At 48.9% G+C, this 15,360-nt stretch carries 13 protein-coding genes; 3 read left to right on the top strand and 10 right to left on the bottom strand.

Translation table 11 applies throughout. The features are described 5' to 3' along the window. Positions 1-18: 18 nt before the first annotated feature. From NA197_RS00755 to hglS, 5 genes are all read right to left on the bottom strand, one after another. Complete coding sequence (locus NA197_RS00755; RefSeq protein WP_023240774.1) at positions 19-1,221, bottom strand: lactate oxidase; 1,203 nt, start codon at positions 1,219-1,221, stop codon at positions 19-21. 11 nt (positions 1,222-1,232) lie between these two features. Then, positions 1,233-1,808 (bottom strand): YceI family protein, encoded by a 576-nt coding sequence (locus NA197_RS00750; RefSeq protein WP_074181596.1) that lies wholly within the window; start codon positions 1,806-1,808, stop codon positions 1,233-1,235. A 195-nt stretch (positions 1,809-2,003) separates the two neighbouring features. Beyond that, entirely contained in the window at positions 2,004-3,659 is a 1,656-nt protein-coding gene (locus NA197_RS00745; RefSeq protein ID WP_001081955.1) for a glucan biosynthesis protein D, read from the bottom strand. A gap of 219 nt (positions 3,660-3,878) precedes the next feature. Further along, positions 3,879-5,387, bottom strand: coding sequence for a carboxylesterase/lipase family protein (locus NA197_RS00740; protein ID WP_023227535.1), 1,509 nt, complete (start codon positions 5,385-5,387; stop codon positions 3,879-3,881). Positions 5,388-5,435: 48 nt separating this feature from the next. After that, on the bottom strand, positions 5,436-6,779 hold the full coding sequence (hglS, locus tag NA197_RS00735) for a 2-oxoadipate dioxygenase/decarboxylase HglS (RefSeq protein WP_000024092.1): 1,344 nt from the start codon (positions 6,777-6,779) through the stop codon (positions 5,436-5,438). A 292-nt stretch (positions 6,780-7,071) separates the two neighbouring features. On the opposite strand from hglS, the gene NA197_RS00730 reads away from it, so the two are divergent. Beyond that, on the top strand, positions 7,072-7,995 hold the full coding sequence (locus tag NA197_RS00730; RefSeq protein WP_064043129.1) for a LysR substrate-binding domain-containing protein: 924 nt from the start codon (positions 7,072-7,074) through the stop codon (positions 7,993-7,995). 61 nt (positions 7,996-8,056) lie between these two features. On the opposite strand, the gene NA197_RS00725 is transcribed toward NA197_RS00730, so the two are convergent. The 3 genes from NA197_RS00725 to NA197_RS00715 all read right to left on the bottom strand — a co-directional run bounded on the left by NA197_RS00725 (position 8,057) and on the right by NA197_RS00715 (position 11,276). Then, positions 8,057-9,682 carry a methyl-accepting chemotaxis protein gene (locus NA197_RS00725; RefSeq protein ID WP_064043128.1) on the bottom strand — a complete coding sequence of 542 codons (1,626 nt, stop codon included), beginning with the start codon at positions 9,680-9,682 and terminating at the stop codon, positions 8,057-8,059. A 168-nt stretch (positions 9,683-9,850) separates the two neighbouring features. Then, positions 9,851-10,969 carry an S-(hydroxymethyl)glutathione dehydrogenase/class III alcohol dehydrogenase gene (locus tag NA197_RS00720; RefSeq protein ID WP_023227537.1) on the bottom strand — a complete coding sequence of 373 codons (1,119 nt, stop codon included), beginning with the start codon at positions 10,967-10,969 and terminating at the stop codon, positions 9,851-9,853. Positions 10,970-11,000: 31 nt separating this feature from the next. Next, the gene (locus tag NA197_RS00715) at positions 11,001-11,276 is read right to left on the bottom strand and encodes a metal/formaldehyde-sensitive transcriptional repressor (protein WP_001120770.1); all 276 of its coding nucleotides are present in this window, start codon (positions 11,274-11,276) and stop codon (positions 11,001-11,003) included. Between the two features lie 515 nt (positions 11,277-11,791). Here NA197_RS00715 and steB point away from each other — a divergent pair. Beyond that, complete coding sequence (steB, locus tag NA197_RS00710) at positions 11,792-12,193, top strand: type III secretion system effector SteB (protein ID WP_077464089.1); 402 nt, start codon at positions 11,792-11,794, stop codon at positions 12,191-12,193. Positions 12,194-12,321: 128 nt separating this feature from the next. Here steB and NA197_RS00705 read toward each other — a convergent pair whose 3' ends face one another. Next, positions 12,322-13,038, bottom strand: a complete 717-nt coding sequence (locus NA197_RS00705) for a hypothetical protein (protein ID WP_001579849.1) — start codon at positions 13,036-13,038, stop codon at positions 12,322-12,324. A gap of 425 nt (positions 13,039-13,463) precedes the next feature. On the opposite strand from NA197_RS00705, the gene sseJ reads away from it, so the two are divergent. Next, complete coding sequence (gene sseJ, locus NA197_RS00700; protein ID WP_001131430.1) at positions 13,464-14,690, top strand: SPI-2 type III secretion system effector SseJ; 1,227 nt, start codon at positions 13,464-13,466, stop codon at positions 14,688-14,690. A gap of 120 nt (positions 14,691-14,810) precedes the next feature. Here sseJ and NA197_RS00695 read toward each other — a convergent pair whose 3' ends face one another. Next, positions 14,811-15,155, bottom strand: coding sequence for a DUF1294 domain-containing protein (locus NA197_RS00695; protein WP_023227538.1), 345 nt, complete (start codon positions 15,153-15,155; stop codon positions 14,811-14,813). Between the last annotated feature and the right edge of the window lie 205 nt (positions 15,156-15,360).

Here is a 15,360-nt window from a genome sequence, read left to right as displayed (position 1 = left end):
TAGTACCCGACCTTTATATTACTGGGGCAGATCTTTTTCAGTTAACAAGCGTGTCGTTTTCACTTGTTCAATATTTCTGGCGCCACCCAACATCATGTTAATTGTCAGCTCTTTGTTTAGCTGTTCAATCACTGATGCCACACCCTGAGCGCCGCCAAGATTAAGACCGTATAATACAGGCCGGCCAACCGCCACAATATCCGCCCCGCTGGCTAACGCTTTGAATATGTGCGAACCACGGCGTACTCCACTGTCAAAAATAACAGGCACTCGCTTGTTGACAACTTTTGCAATCGCAGGAAGCATGTCGAATGAGGACGGCCCGCTGTCTAATTGACGGCCACCATGATTAGAAACCCATATTCCTGCGGCTCCGGCCTGGATAGCAATTTCAGCATCCTCCGGCGACTGAATGCCTTTTACGATAACCGGCAGACCGGAAATACGATGTACATAGGCAATATCCTCCGGCGTAAAGGCTTGTTTAGCCTGCGCGTAAATTTCACTTATCCCTGCCCCTTTTCCGGTTTTTGAACCATCGTCATTTTTTCTGGCGAACATTTCCAGGTTTGCAAAGCCCAACGGGAACTGGAAGTTATTTTTAATATCTTCTTCCCGATAGCCACCTACAGGCGAATCTACGGTCAGAATAATCGCTTTAGCGCCATGTTTTACCGCTTGTGCAAGAATAAATTCGTTAAATTGATTATTCTTACTCATATAAAGCTGGAAGAAGAACGGATTTTTCCCGGAAACGTTAGCCACCTCTTCGATGGTCTTGTTGCCATAAGTGCTCAACGAGAAAATCGAACCGACCTGCGCCATGCCTTTCGCCGTCGCCAACTCTCCGGAGGCGTGGGCCAGGCCCTGCGCCGCCATCGGTGCCTGGATTATAGGCGTTTTAAGCGGAATACCCAGTAGCTGCGTTGATAAATCGATCTCTTTTAACTCAATGCCCTGTAATACGCGCGGCATAATATATTTTTTGTCAAAGCTTTCGGTATTGCTGCGAAGGTTATTCTCATCTTCGGCTCCGCCGCGAATATAACCAAATGCCCCTTTCTCCATTCTGGCCTGAACGCGCGCTTCCAGGGAGGCTACGTTCGTCATTTTTATTGCTTTTTCGTCCGTGCTGGCTTTGTACTCTTCAGCATAAGCCAGGCCTGATGTTGCCAACATTGCCAGCGAGGCCACTACCCGAATGAGGTGATGAGTTTTCATCATTATTCCTTTTATTGCTTAACCGCTTCTGCCTGGATTTTTATATCGACAACTTTCGTCATCCCCATATCGACCAGATAATCTATCCCCCACTGGGTGCGATCTATTTGCGTGACAAAATCACCACCGCAAACCTGCGCCTTGAATATCGGGCTCATATAACAGCCAAACTTGGTGGTGGTTAAGGTGACGGGCTTAGTTACTCCCTTCATTGTTAACAAACCGTCAATAGAAACTGGTTTATTATCGTCAAAATGCCATTTTGTCGATTTAAATACTATTTCTGGATATTTTTCCGCATCCAGAATATCGCTACTGCGAATATGGTTATCAAACGCATCCACCCCGGTATTTAAGGCGCTCACGGGAATCGTCACACGCATCTCTGCGACTTGCTTTTCCGGCTGATATTTCAGTTCGCCGCTAATAGCATAAAACCCGCCATGATTGGTTGAGGTCTGGAAATGATCGATATTAAATACCGCATTGGTATGCGTATTATCAAATTTATATACATCTGCATGAGCAGCACTTAATAAACCCAGAGACAGGGCAGCACCAAGAAAACTCTTTTTCATTATATTCACTTTATATCTTAAATAAGGTGAAGTTATCTTAATGTTCCCTGTCCGCAGGATCGAGAGGGATAAACAGGAAGGACTGTTGCAAAAATAGAACGATGGAAAGGTTGTGTCACAAAAACAGCGGCTCACGAATGGGTTTATGTCAGGGCAATTTCCGCAACCTGTACCGCCTTTGTGGCGGTACAGAAGGCAAACTGACTAACGCATGATACGATCGTCGACATAACGGCGCTTATCCGGCGCGGGCGGGAAATACTGATACAGCCAGGTTTCGCTGATAGCCTCCCCCTGGCAGCGCAGGAACATACGCATATCCACCGGTGCCGTAGAATCCGAGGTCGGATACCAGTCAAACTGGATACGATAACCGTCGAAAGGCTCTACGTAGAGGATCTCAACCTGCTTCGCCTCACCGCTGGAGAGCGTAATTACCGGCTCAATGCCTTTTGGCGCGGCCGCTTTCAGATCGCCGCCGACAAAATCAATAGCAAAACGGCGCGCCCATTTATCCGGGTAATGCTCGCCCGGCGCCCAGCCTTCGGGAAAGCCGCCCATCCCTGTACGGGTCGCCATGACCCGCGCAAGCGGAGATTGTACCGGCGGCTGCGCGCTCCAGTACAAACGATAATTAAACGCCAGCGTATCCCCGGCTTTGATCGCTTTTTCCGGCTGCCAGAAACAGACCACATTATCCAGAGTTTCGCCAGTGGTTGGGATCTCCATCAGGCTAACTGCACCTTTCCCCCACTTACTGCGCGGCTCCACCCACAGGCTCGGACGTTTGTTGTACCAGCCCATCACATCCTGATAATGCGAGAAATCGCGATCGAGTTGCAGCAGGCCGAACCCTTTTGGGTTATCGTCCATATATGCATTGAACTGCAATTTCTGCGGATTATTCAGCGGGCGGCAAATCCACTCGCCGTTACCCCGCCACATCGCCAGCCGATCGGAATCGTGAATTTGCGGGTGAATGGTGTCGCATACCCGACGTTCATTATTCCCACAGCTAAACATACTGGTCATCGGCGCAATGCCAAGTTGCTTTATATCTTTACGGGCGTAGAGATGGTTTTCTACATCCATGATCACCTGCGTTTTTTCGCAATGGATCACAAACTTATACGCGCCCGTCACGCTAGCGCTGTCCAGCAGAGCGTAAACGGTAAACGTAGTATCGCCCGGCTTCGCGGTGTCAAACCAGAATGCGGTGAAGTCAGGGAACTCTTCCTGACCGTCAGTATAGGTATCTATCGCCAGCCCGCGAGCCGATAGGCCATACTGATAAGTATCATCTACCGCCCGGAAATAACTGGCGCCCAGGAAGGAGACGACATCGCGCCGCGCCAGTTCCGGCGCTTTAAAGACACGGAAACCGGCGAAACCGAGATCGCTCTGCCCTTCCAGTTGCGTCGTATCAACGCCGGCATCGTTGTATTTAAACAGTTCCGGGCGAAAATGAATCTCGCGAGCAAGATGCGTCGTCGTATCAACGGAAAACATGCGTACGCGACGACGGAAGCCCATCCCTACGTGGAAAAACTGAATATCGAGCTGCCGGTTGGCAACACCGTTCCAGAGTGAATGCGCCGCGTCATACTGAATGCTGTTATAGGCCTGCGGCGTCAGATTGGCGAGCGTATCCGGCAAGGGTCCCGGCGCGCCACCCCAGGGCTTTTTCGCTAACGCCTGGGCCATTGATTGCAGACCAGCAAAATCAAAACGGACAATTTTACCATCCGCAATATCGGATTCCGCGGCAAACGCCGCCTGAGAAAAGAGGGAAGCAATACCGCTGGAACCGCACACGGCGGCCATTGCCATTGAACCTTTAATAAATCGTCTACGATTCATACCTGAAAATGAGTCCTTCTGGTCTTGTGAATGGTCCCGCGCTGGTTTTTTCAGCAGCAAGAATGTGCCCGTTTCTGACCGCTCACTCTAGACAAAATTCATTAATAATCCAATTGTTGGTCGCCTGGAAACTGTGCAAAAGCGTAAATATTTTATGTCGATAAGAACCGACCTAATCGGATGTAAACCTCACGCAGCATTCTTCAGGTTATGAAAAGTTTATTCCAGACTAACGTGATGCTTCATGACTCGTTTAAACAGCGCCAGACGCGCACGCATAAAGCGGTTTTCCACTTTAAAACCGGCAAGTTTGTTCAGCCCAATCCGCAACAGACGATCTCGCCCCCGAATGCTGGCGGGCCAGCGAACCGGCCCGTGCAGCACGTCGCGCGTGCGGCTGGCATGACGAGCGAAATTCACCCAGTAATCCGCCACCTGCGAGGCAAAGGCCAGGTCATTCTCATTCACATAATGGCATGTGGGCTCAGCCCGCGTTAACGTATCGAATACATACGGTATTTCATTGCCATGACAGGCGCCATTCGCGTAGGTGTTATGCTCCGCTTCGGCGACATAATCAAACCAGTAACGCCAGCACGGTTCGCCGATCCGCTGCTGCGCTTGCATGACGACATAACCCAACGTGGTAAATACCATATCCCGACAGACCTGCCGCCCTAGCGCTTCGTCGCCTTTCACTCCAGGATAAAGCAGCCGAATTAACCCCAGACCAACACGCCGCTCACGGCGCATTTTTTGAATTTGACCGGCAATATCGACGCCAAAAACGGCCAATACGCTGGCTTCATCGCTATTCGAGCCGATCATCACCGGTATCGGATGCTGTTTCGCCGCAAAGAAGGTTTCCAGCATCGGATGCGGCAGCACGACGTCACCGGAAATCGGCGTCGGCGCAATTTTAAAAGGCGCGTCCAGCGGCCAAAACGTCTCTGCCGGTAAAGCGCGTAGCTGTTCGGCAGTGGCATGGGCTAAACCAAGATGTTCCGCCAGCGCAACGCCTTTTTTTAGCGCCACCTCGCGGGGCGTATCCGGCAGCGTATAACCACTCTGAATAATCGCTTTATGAAAAAGCCCCTTCGCCAACGGCGAAGCCATCAACGACAGCACGCTGCGGGCGCCGGCGGATTCGCCAAATAACGTCACATTCTGCGTATCGCCGCCAAACGCGGCAATATTGTCCTGCACCCAACGCAGCGCAGCGATTTGATCGAGTAAAGCGAAATTATGGATACACTCCCCCCCTTCGCCTTCCAGCGCCGGATGCGCGAAAAATCCCAGATGGCCAAGCCGATAATTGACCGTCACCACGATCGCGCCGCGCTTCGCCAGCGCTTGACCGTCATAGGGCGGCAAACTCCCCGCGCCAATGGTGTAACCGCCGCCGTGTAGCCAGACCATGACCGGCAACGGTTCATGACGTACGGCGGGAGCCCAGACGTTCAGATAGAGACAGTCTTCGGAAAAATTTCCCGGATCGCCGCCGCCGAGTTCGCGACACCAGGTAATATCCTGCCAACTGGCGCAGGAGAAACAATCCGCCTGGCGCACGTCGTGCCAGGGCGTAACAGGCTGCGGCGCACGCCAGCGTAGCTCCCCTATTGGCGGCGCGGCATAAGGTATACCGCGCCAGATATGGATTTCTTCCTGTACGACGCCCACGATTTTACCGTGACGCGTCTCCACCAACGGGATGGAGGGATTCAACATAACGCCTTCCTTTTACAGTATCCTCACAGCCTGTGAAGCTTACCGCTTTTAAAGCAGACCGCAACGGCGTTTACTGCGTTCTTCCGCTTCCTGATATAACGAAAACTCATCCCGTACTGCACATCCCAGCGCCTGTTCAAAGGCGTCGCGGCTGGCATTGCCGTGGCTTCTGGCCAGCGTTTCATTTCCCAAATTCGACTGAAAAATGCCGGCTGCGCTGACCGGAAGAAAATCTTCATAGGTAATCGGCTGCGCGATCACCCAACCGCGCTCAATAAGCGGCTGCGGATCGTCGCCAGGATGGATCGCCTGACGATGCGCCTCGCCGGAAGGCGTTAAGCGATAACGGAACCAGGCAAGCCCCTGCTGGCGAAGCAGAAATTCGCTATCCGGAAAGGCGTTAAAGACCTCCCGCAAATGGAGTTGATGCGTGAAGTTATCCTTACCCGTTCCCGCCTTGTGCAACAGTTCGTCATATAATCGACGACCTTTTGGCGTCAGCGCGACGCCACGTTGCTCAATTTCGCCGAAGCGCGCCGTGTGCGTACCCTGCTTTTCATCAACGAAGAGCACCTGCTCTTCCAGAGCTTTGAAACTGGTTTGCCGCAACAGAATAGGCACTTCGCGGCGAGGCGGACCTTCGATAAGAATTTTAGGCGTAATGCCGCACTCCGGCATCATGGCCTGTACCCGGTCGATATCCAGAGTACGCGGCGTCAGATGGTTAATGTGACATCCCGGAAAACAGACCACGTCGGCAATTAAACGATGCTCACGATGCAGGCTGCGGTACGTTTCTTCATCAACGGTAGCCTGACGATGCCAGCGAAAAGTCTCCAGCGTTTCACGGACGAACTCTTCGGCCTGAGCAGCACTAAAACCGCCCTGCTCGTCGTACTCATCCAGCAATTGTCGGCAGCGCGATGTAAAAATATCCCGCTGCGATAAGATTTCCGCCGCCCGCTGGCGTAATGCCGCGTTTTCAATGAGCTCCAGGCGTAATAGCGAAGTGAACATGCGAAAGGGATTACGCGAGAGCGAAGCCTCGTCAATGGGACGAAATGCCGTGGAGTGCACAGGCACGCCCGCCTGAGAGAGATCGTAATAACTTACTGGGTACATCCCCATGATGGCGAATATCCGACGCAAGGTAGAAAGTTCTTCTGCGGTGCCAACACGAATGGCGCCATGCCGTTCCACGTTCAATCGCGCCAGTTCATCGGCATTAGCCAACTGCTCATGCAGTTTGGGATTATTTTCCAGCACCGCCAGATTCACGTCAGCCACAAGTTCCAGTAACGTACCGTACTGCGGAACTTCCTGCTGGTACATTGCCGACATTGCCTGCGAAAAGTGTTCCCGAATCTCATCTGCCGTGATGGTGTTCGCCATAATGTCATGCCTCCAGTGAATGTTACCTGGAGTGTAGAAAACCTCATCCATTCCGGGGAGAAGAATTTATAAAGTGTGATCCGGTCTGAATTCATTATGCAGAACGGATTGACATGAGCTGGCATATCCCCGACCAGATCGCGGCTTAACACGCTTAACGGCAGTTGAATCATCAGTAAAATAAAACAGTTGTAACTTGAAATGGTAAAATGTTAATAATATTTTGCTATCAGGTTATCAAAAACAAACAACTTTACTTGTCACCCGCACGGCTCTGTTTTTAACATCGCTTATGGAAAAAAATGGTCTGTTTAGTCAGCGCATTCGGTTGCGCCACCTTCATACATTTGTCGCCGTTGCGCAACAGGGAACTCTGGGGCGCGCGGCTGAAACTCTTAACCTGAGCCAGCCAGCGCTTTCTAAAACGCTGAACGAACTGGAACAACTCACCGGAACCCGTCTGTTTGAACGCGGGCGACTGGGCGCGCAATTAACGGTTCCTGGCGAACAATTTTTGACTCATGCGGTAAAAGTATTAGATGCATTGAATACCGCCGGGCAGGCGCTGAATCGCAAAGAGGACGCCAGCGCCGATGTGGTGCGTGTTGGCGCGCTCCCCACCGCTGCGCTGGGTATACTCCCGGCGGCTATTGGGCGGTTCCATCAACAGCAAAAATCGACCTCGTTACAGGTCGCGACCATGAACAATACGATGTTGCTTGCGGGTCTGAAATCAGGCGAGATCGATCTGGGTATTGGCCGCATGTCAGACCCGGAATTAATGGGCGGTTTAAATTACGAACTGCTGTTTTTAGAATCGCTTAAATTAGTGGTACGCCCCGGCCATCCCCTGTTACAGGAGACGATCACGCTCAGTCGGGTTATGGAATGGCCGGTAGTCGTCTCACCAAAAGGCACGGTACCGCGCCAGAATGCGGAAGCCCTGTTGCAAAGCCAGGGGTGTAAAATGCCTGCCGGATGTATCGAAACGCTATCCGCATCGTTATCACGACAACTGACCGTAGATTACGATTACGTCTGGTTCGTCCCCTCTGGCGCGGTTAAAGAAGATCTTCGCCAGGCGACGCTGGTCTCATTACCCGTGCCGACCCAGAGCGCAAGCGAGCCGATAGGTATTCTTACGCGAGTTGATATCCCGCTCTCAACCGGGGCGCAAATGCTGATTGCGGCGATCCGTAAATCGATGCCGCTGTGATAGCGGCTGTCGGAACAATAAACGCGCCGGCGGCTAAAATAGCCCGAAGGCGCGACGCTTATTAAAGGAAGGATGATCGCATCGTCGCGCCAGTATCCTGTAAACGAAACGCATCAACGGCTTGCGTCAAGCGGGCGGCCTGTTCTTCAAGCGAAGCCGCCGCCGCGGACGCCTCTTCGACCAGCGACGCGTTTTGTTGCGTAACCCTGTCCATCTCAGAAATCGCCTGACTGACCTGAACAATACCGCGACTTTGCTCATCAGAGGCTGCCGCGATGTCGAGCATAATATCGGTGACGCGTTTTACAGCATCCACAATCTCATTCATGGTGCTCCCCGCAGCGATAACCTCTTCAGAGCCTTGTTCAATCAGGCTGACCGATGCGCCGATCAAGCCTTCAATCTCTTTTGCCGCCTGCGCGCTGCGACTGGCGAGGGTACGAACCTCACTGGCGACCACCGCAAAACCGCGTCCTTGTTCCCCGGCGCGTGCCGCCTCGACCGCCGCGTTCAGCGCCAGAATGTTGGTCTGGAAAGCGATACTGTTAATGACGGCGGTAATTTCCGAGATTTTTTTCGAGCTGGTAGAGATATTCCCCATCGTTTGTACGACCCCGGAAACCATCTGGCCTCCGCGACTGGCTTTACCGGAAGCATCTTCCGCCAGTTTGCTGGCGTGATGCGCATTATCCGCATTCTGCTTAACGGTTGCCGTCAACTGTTCCATACTGGCCGCGGTCTGTTCAATGGCGGCAGCCTGCTGTTCAGTACGAGAAGATAAATCCGTATTGCCGGCGGTAATTTCGCTGGTGCCTCGATAAATTTCCTCCGCCCCCTGACGCACCGCCCCTACCGTTTGTTGCAACGCATGCTGCATCTGCTGAAGATGATGACTCAGGCGACCTATTTCACTGCGTCCTGTCGGCTCGTCAGCCATGGTCAGATCGCCCGCCGCAATGCGTTCGATACGTGACGCAGACTGCTGCAAGGGTTGTATCACCGTGCGACGCAGCGCCATGAAGGTCATTAACGTTAATACCAGCGCCAGCGTAAATGCGCCAATCATAAACATCATACCGAGCCGGGTTCGTTGGTAAGCCTGCTCGCTAAGTAGTCTCGCCCGCTCGGTACGCAGTTCAATCGCTTTCAACAGGATATGGTTATATGCGGCATCCAGTTGTTTTGCCTGCTCGTTTTCATGATTAATGATCGCTTCGAACATGCCATTTTTGGCATATTTCAGCATCGGTTGCAGACCGTTGATATAGGCGGTGTAGCGGGCGTTTAACTCGTTATCCAATGCGTCATCGGCGGGTGTTTTCACCGCTCTGGACATATAAGCGTTAAAGCCGTCCTGAGACTGCTTGATCCGCGTTTCCGCAGCGGCAATATTGGCTTTCATTTCATCCATTTCGGCAATCCGGCTCGCCGCGCCAGCGTGGATCATATTGATACGTGCGGTACGTAAGTGGTTAGCGCTGTTGGATAATCCCATCCGTACCTGAATCTCGTCCGTGACATCACGCTGATCGCGATCGGCCTGTAACAGAAAATAGCCTGCCAGCCCGGCGCTCAAAGCAAAAAGAAGAAGGATGCCACCGAGAATGGAGGAAAACAGCGGAACCAGCCGAATATGATGCAGGAAGCCCAGTTTATGCGAGGCTTGCATCGAGAATGTGTTGCCCATGACCGTCGACTCTCTTGTAGGTTTTATGCGTAAAACACGCCCGTTAGATAGTCATCGGCACTTCGTGACGTTTGCTTACCGCGAAAAGCATCGCCTTCGTCACATTTTCACAACATTCATTCCAGAAAATTCAGAAAAGCGCCAGCGGAAAATCCGCTGGCGGATGAATCAGTTATCGCCAAAGTGGATAACAGTACGGATGGATTTACCCTGATGCATCAGTTCAAAGGCATCGTTAATCTGCTCCAGCGGCAGGCGGTGAGTAATAAAAGGATCTAAACGGATTTTACCGTTCATCGCATCTTCGACCATCCCTGGCAACTGCGTGCGCCCTTTTACGCCGCCAAAGGCGGAGCCACGCCAGACGCGACCGGTCACTAGCTGGAAGGGACGGGTTTTGATTTCCTGCCCTGCCCCCGCTACGCCAATAATAATGCTTTCGCCCCAGCCTTTATGACAACATTCCAGCGCTGCTCGCATCACGTTAACGTTGCCGATACATTCAAAACTGAAATCTACGCCGCCATCAGTAAGCTCAACAATAACGTCCTGGATCGGTTTGTCGTAATCATTCGGATTAATAAAGTCCGTAGCCCCCATTTCGCCCGCCAGCGTAAATTTTTCCGGATTCGTGTCGACAGCTAAAATACGCCCGGCTTTAGCCTGAACCGCGCCCTGAATAACCGCCAGCCCAATACCGCCTAAACCAAAAACGGCAACGGTGTCGCCCGCTTTCACTTTAGCGGTGTTATGGACGGCGCCAATACCCGTCGTCACGCCGCAGCCCAACAGACACACTTTATCCAGCGGCGCCTGCGGGTTCACTTTCGCCAGAGAAATTTCCGCGCAAACGGTATATTCGCTGAACGTGCTGGTTCCCATATAGTGATAAACGGGTTCGCCGTTATAAGAAAAGCGGGTAGTGCCATCCGGCATCAACCCTTTTCCCTGAGTGGCGCGTACGGCCTGGCAAAGGTTAGTTTTACCGGACTTACAGAACTTACACTCGCCGCATTCCGCCGTATACAGTGGAATAACATGGTCGCCGGGTTTCAGGCTGGTTACCCCCTCGCCAACCTCAACTACCACGCCGCCGCCTTCGTGACCCAGGACTGCCGGAAATACGCCTTCCGGATCATCGCCGGAAAGGGTAAATGCATCGGTATGGCAAACGCCGGTATGGGTGATTTTGATCAGAACTTCGCCTTTTTTCGGCGGCGCAACGTCAATCTCGACAATTTTTAGCGGCTGACCGGGACCAAAAGCAACTGCTGCACGTGATTTCATATATCTCTTCCTGTTACGGTGAGGGAAATTGTTATTTTAGATAAGCGCGAAGAAGATGGCCGATTTCCGCCATCCGAACCGCGCGCTGATCTGGCGTAGTTTCCCCGCTGACCAGCTCATCTTTCAGATGGATCTCAACCATTTCACTCATCAGGCCATTAGACGCGCCGCGCACGGCGGCAATCTGTTGCAGAATCGCCAGACAAGGTTCGCCAGACTCAAGCGCCCGCTCCAGCGCTTCAACCTGCCCGCGTATGCGACGAACACGGGTAAGAATACGTTTTTTATCTTCAGGTGAATGCGGCATTCGACCTCCATATACTATAGGGGGGTATACTATCATAATTTTATGTTTATGTAATTGTAAAATTAAAAACATTATAAAAATCAATCACTTATAACTTGTCGGCATAGGTCATCAAGAATCAGTTCACATTCAGCTCACGGGGAACTTTTTCAGGCCACAGACAATAAACGCCAAAGCTTCCTTTCTAAGCTGCAATGTTCTGCCCGACTGAGGCATAGAGGTAATGCCGGTGAATCCAGCCCCATTACCCAGAAGTAAATATTTGCTCAATAGTTTTTATATAATCATCAGGTGGGTAATGAATAAAGGTTATGATATGCAGATGTCAGTCTTGTAAGAACGTAACATCACAACTGCGATACACCGCCGACGGGTAGCGAAAATATCTCAACCCTGTATCTTTCCAGATTTAGTCAATGTGGACAAAAAATCAAATGAGCGTTATTTGAAAGTTTTTTAATACCCAAAAGCGTCATCATTATTGTTAATTTGAAATCAATCTCAGGTAATAATCCATGCCTATTTCGATTTGTAAACATGGTGCCCCTTTTGTTGTTCAACATGAAAATCGGTACAGTTCCGGGGCAAGTCAGTCATCATCACTTTCAAAATCAATCCGCCATATTAGCAACTCTCATGAGGCAATAAAATTTATAAGTTGCTATAGTGCAAATGGAGCCTGTTTTTCCAATGCACAGATGCTAGCCAATGCCTCAGGGAGGCCTGTTATAGGCTACTTTGGGAAAATAAATAAGTTAACAGCCAGTCTGGATAATAGCGGTCGTATATTTCGCCCACAGCATAAGCTTGCGGCCAATATTTGTTATGTAGGTAATCGGCTTCTGAGCGCTCCAGTTCAACTTGGGTTTGGCCTGAAACATCTGCTAACCTGTCACTCAAATGGTAATGTCAGATAAAGTGTCATGCCATGCCCTTCCCGGCATTGCTATTCCACAGCCTACAGATATGGGCGCTCAGTTCTTTCTCTAATCTCTGCTATGGGAAGCTCTGGCGTCATTTCACGCTCTTGCCAACCAGTATTTTATTAAAGTCTGACTTTTACCAAGGTAATTTCATAAGAGTGTCCATCTTCTGGTCTAAAAATAATAAATCTATTGTTATTTTTAGTAAAGGATTTCGACAAAATAAAACTATCATGATATCTGGCCAGGACGTAGTACCAGCCTCCATCATACAATATCATTTCGTATTCTTTCTTTAATTGTGGCTTATAGATCCCAACAAAAAAAGAAAATATAAAAAAATATATAATAAAACCAATCATAACTATAGTGAAACAATGTCTTCGCACCCAACTGAGTTGCGTAAAACAAATCACTGGCATCAATTTACTATAAAAACGCATCCCCACCGATAAGCATAAAGCCACCAGTAAAATGATAAAAAAAAGCTCCCACAAAAACGATTCTGTTAAGAGAGAAAACTCGATAACAATTGGAATAAAGAACAAAACCGCTGCCAAAAAAAGACGTAAAAAGCTAAGGTCGTGGATACGTGCTTTTTGCTTTACTAAAAAAAATAATAGAATACCCACTCCCCACGCTATTATGAATATAGCCATCAGGCTAATCGCATGGAATAGACTTCGGGCAATGTTGTCAGGGCCGACGCCTACATACCACCACGGGAAACCATAGTACGCGGAGACGCCCCAGCCATAAAAATAGGCGCTTCCCCATCCCAAACCACCTAAATAGGCCAAAAGCATCGAAGAGTTTTTAATAATTGAATCATCATTCATTATAGTTAACTCACTTAAGAAATATTTAATATGAAAATAGAAATCAAAATGTCACATAAAACACTAGCACTTTAGCAATAATAGTCGGATGATAAGTTTGTCTGTTTTTCCTGAGTATCAAGCCAGCTCATACTCACGCCAGCACACTAAAATCAGGAGTGGCTTCTTTTTTAGATCTTTGCCTTAGCCAAGCGCATACTCAATAATGATAGCAGTCAGATAATATGTACCCGGTATTAACCTCACGTTGTTGATGATGTATTTACTTCGCTGAAAAATAATAAACACTGCATACATTTTATTGACGGCGACAAACTGTGAAAAAGGCGCAATTCCATATACACCATTTACCTGATTACTTTTCTTGCTAATATTTGCTAATTAATGCTTTGCTAAAGCGTGTTTAATAAAGTAAGGAGGACACTATGCCATTGAGTGTTGGACAGGGTTATTTCACATCATCTATCAGTTCTGAAAAATTTAATGCGATAAAAGAAAGCGCACGCCTTCCGGAATTAAGTTTATGGGAGAAAATCAAAGCATATTTCTTTACCACCCACCATGCAGAGGCGCTCGAATGTATCTTTAATCTTTACCACCATCAGGAACTGAATCTAACACCGGTACAGGTTCGCGGAGCCTACATCAAACTTCGAGCCTTAGCGTCTCAGGGATGTAAAGAACAGTTTATTATAGAATCACAGGAACACGCCGATAAGTTGATTATTAAAGATGATAATGGTGAAAATATTTTATCTATTGAGGTTGAATGTCATCCGGAAGCTTTTGGTCTTGCCAAAGAAATCAATAAATCACATCCCAAGCCCAAAAATATTTCTTTGGGTGATATTACCAGACTGGTATTTTTTGGCGACAGCTTGTCTGACTCCTTAGGGCGTATGTTTGAAAAAACACATCATATCTTACCCTCCTATGGTCAATACTTTGGCGGAAGGTTTACTAATGGATTTACCTGGACTGAGTTTTTATCATCTCCACACTTCTTAGGTAAAGAGATGCTTAATTTTGCTGAAGGGGGAAGTACATCGGCAAGCTATTCCTGCTTTAACTGCATCGGCGACTTTGTATCAAATACGGACAGACAAGTCGCATCTTACACCCCTTCTCACCAGGACCTGGCGATATTTTTATTGGGGGCTAATGACTATATGACACTACACAAAGATAATGTAATAATGGTCGTTGAGCAACAAATTGATGATATTGAAAAAATAATTTCCGGTGGAGTTAATAATGTTCTGGTCATGGGGATTCCCGATTTGTCTTTAACACCTTATGGCAAACATTCTGATGAAAAAAGAAAGCTTAAGGATGAAAGCATCGCTCACAACGCCCTGTTAAAAACTAATGTTGAAGAATTAAAAGAAAAATACCCCCAGCATAAAATATGCTATTACGAGACTGCCGATGCATTTAAGGTGATAATGGAGGCGGCCAGTAATATTGGTTATGATACGGAAAACCCTTATACTCACCACGGCTATGTACATGTTCCCGGGGCTAAAGACCCTCAGCTAGATATATGTCCGCAATACGTCTTCAACGACCTTGTCCATCCAACCCAGGAAGTCCATCATTGTTTTGCCATAATGTTAGAAAGTTTTATAGCTCATCATTATTCCACTGAATAAAGTTCCATCGACTGCGGTACGTCTTGAGCAAAACACAGCTCAATATCATAGTGCCGGTGGCATGAAAATATGAGGTTGTCTTTGCTGCCGATTGGTCAATAAGTGATACATAGTCTATGTTCAGTAAGACAAAAATGGATAGAGTCGATAAATCGCCACCGTAACTAAAATACTCACTATCACACTGACGATAAAGTATGTTTTGAATGGCTGCTTTTGCGTTTTATGACGGAAGAGTTGTTGACCAACAATCGCCCCAGGCCACCCACCGACAACCCCAAACACCAACAAAGTGGATTCCGGCACTCTGCGCCAGGTTTTACGTGCCGCCGTTTTGTCTATACCGTAGATCGCCAGCGTTAGCACATTGGCGAGCAGGAACCACATCACGACGGGATGCGATGTAAAAATGCTTCCGACCGCAGCGGAGATCAGGAGTAAATAACAAAAGCGGTTAAGATACATATTATTATGTCATAGCAATGATTAGGGTCATCGGAGCCCATTATACGCGATACATGCGCCTATGTGATGCAGAATTTTCTTTTCACTCAGCCAACGAGTCATCTAGGATTCATTTTTAATTACCATGGTAATCATAAGGTAATTAACGTGTTGTGAACACGATTAAAATGTGTAAAGCCACCGAAAATGTTACCACCTTAACCAT

This window comes from Salmonella sp. NW884, from assembly GCF_051700745.1.
In the GTDB taxonomy this organism is placed as follows: Bacteria; Pseudomonadota; Gammaproteobacteria; order Enterobacterales; family Enterobacteriaceae; genus Salmonella; species Salmonella enterica.
Note: the sequence above shows the minus strand (reverse complement) of the source record. Positions and strands in the feature narration are given on the sequence as shown.

What these genes read in the sequence shown, in the direction of transcription:
- NA197_RS00755 (WP_023240774.1), bottom strand. Translation starts at nt 1,221, where the DNA reads ATGAAAACTCATCACCTCATTCGGGTAGTGGCCTCGCTGGCAATGTTG.
- NA197_RS00745 (WP_001081955.1), bottom strand. Translation starts at nt 3,659, where the DNA reads ATGAATCGTAGACGATTTATTAAAGGTTCAATGGCAATGGCCGCCGTG.
- NA197_RS00740 (WP_023227535.1), bottom strand. Translation starts at nt 5,387, where the DNA reads ATGTTGAATCCCTCCATCCCGTTGGTGGAGACGCGTCACGGTAAAATC.
- hglS (WP_000024092.1), bottom strand. Translation starts at nt 6,779, where the DNA reads ATGGCGAACACCATCACGGCAGATGAGATTCGGGAACACTTTTCGCAG.
- NA197_RS00730 (WP_064043129.1), top strand. Translation starts at nt 7,072, where the DNA reads ATGGAAAAAAATGGTCTGTTTAGTCAGCGCATTCGGTTGCGCCACCTT.
- NA197_RS00725 (WP_064043128.1), bottom strand. Translation starts at nt 9,682, where the DNA reads ATGGGCAACACATTCTCGATGCAAGCCTCGCATAAACTGGGCTTCCTG.
- NA197_RS00720 (WP_023227537.1), bottom strand. Translation starts at nt 10,969, where the DNA reads ATGAAATCACGTGCAGCAGTTGCTTTTGGTCCCGGTCAGCCGCTAAAA.
- NA197_RS00715 (WP_001120770.1), bottom strand. Translation starts at nt 11,276, where the DNA reads ATGCCGCATTCACCTGAAGATAAAAAACGTATTCTTACCCGTGTTCGT.
- steB (WP_077464089.1), top strand. Translation starts at nt 11,792, where the DNA reads ATGCCTATTTCGATTTGTAAACATGGTGCCCCTTTTGTTGTTCAACAT.
- NA197_RS00705 (WP_001579849.1), bottom strand. Translation starts at nt 13,038, where the DNA reads ATGAATGATGATTCAATTATTAAAAACTCTTCGATGCTTTTGGCCTAT.
- sseJ (WP_001131430.1), top strand. Translation starts at nt 13,464, where the DNA reads ATGCCATTGAGTGTTGGACAGGGTTATTTCACATCATCTATCAGTTCT.
- NA197_RS00695 (WP_023227538.1), bottom strand. Translation starts at nt 15,155, where the DNA reads ATGTATCTTAACCGCTTTTGTTATTTACTCCTGATCTCCGCTGCGGTC.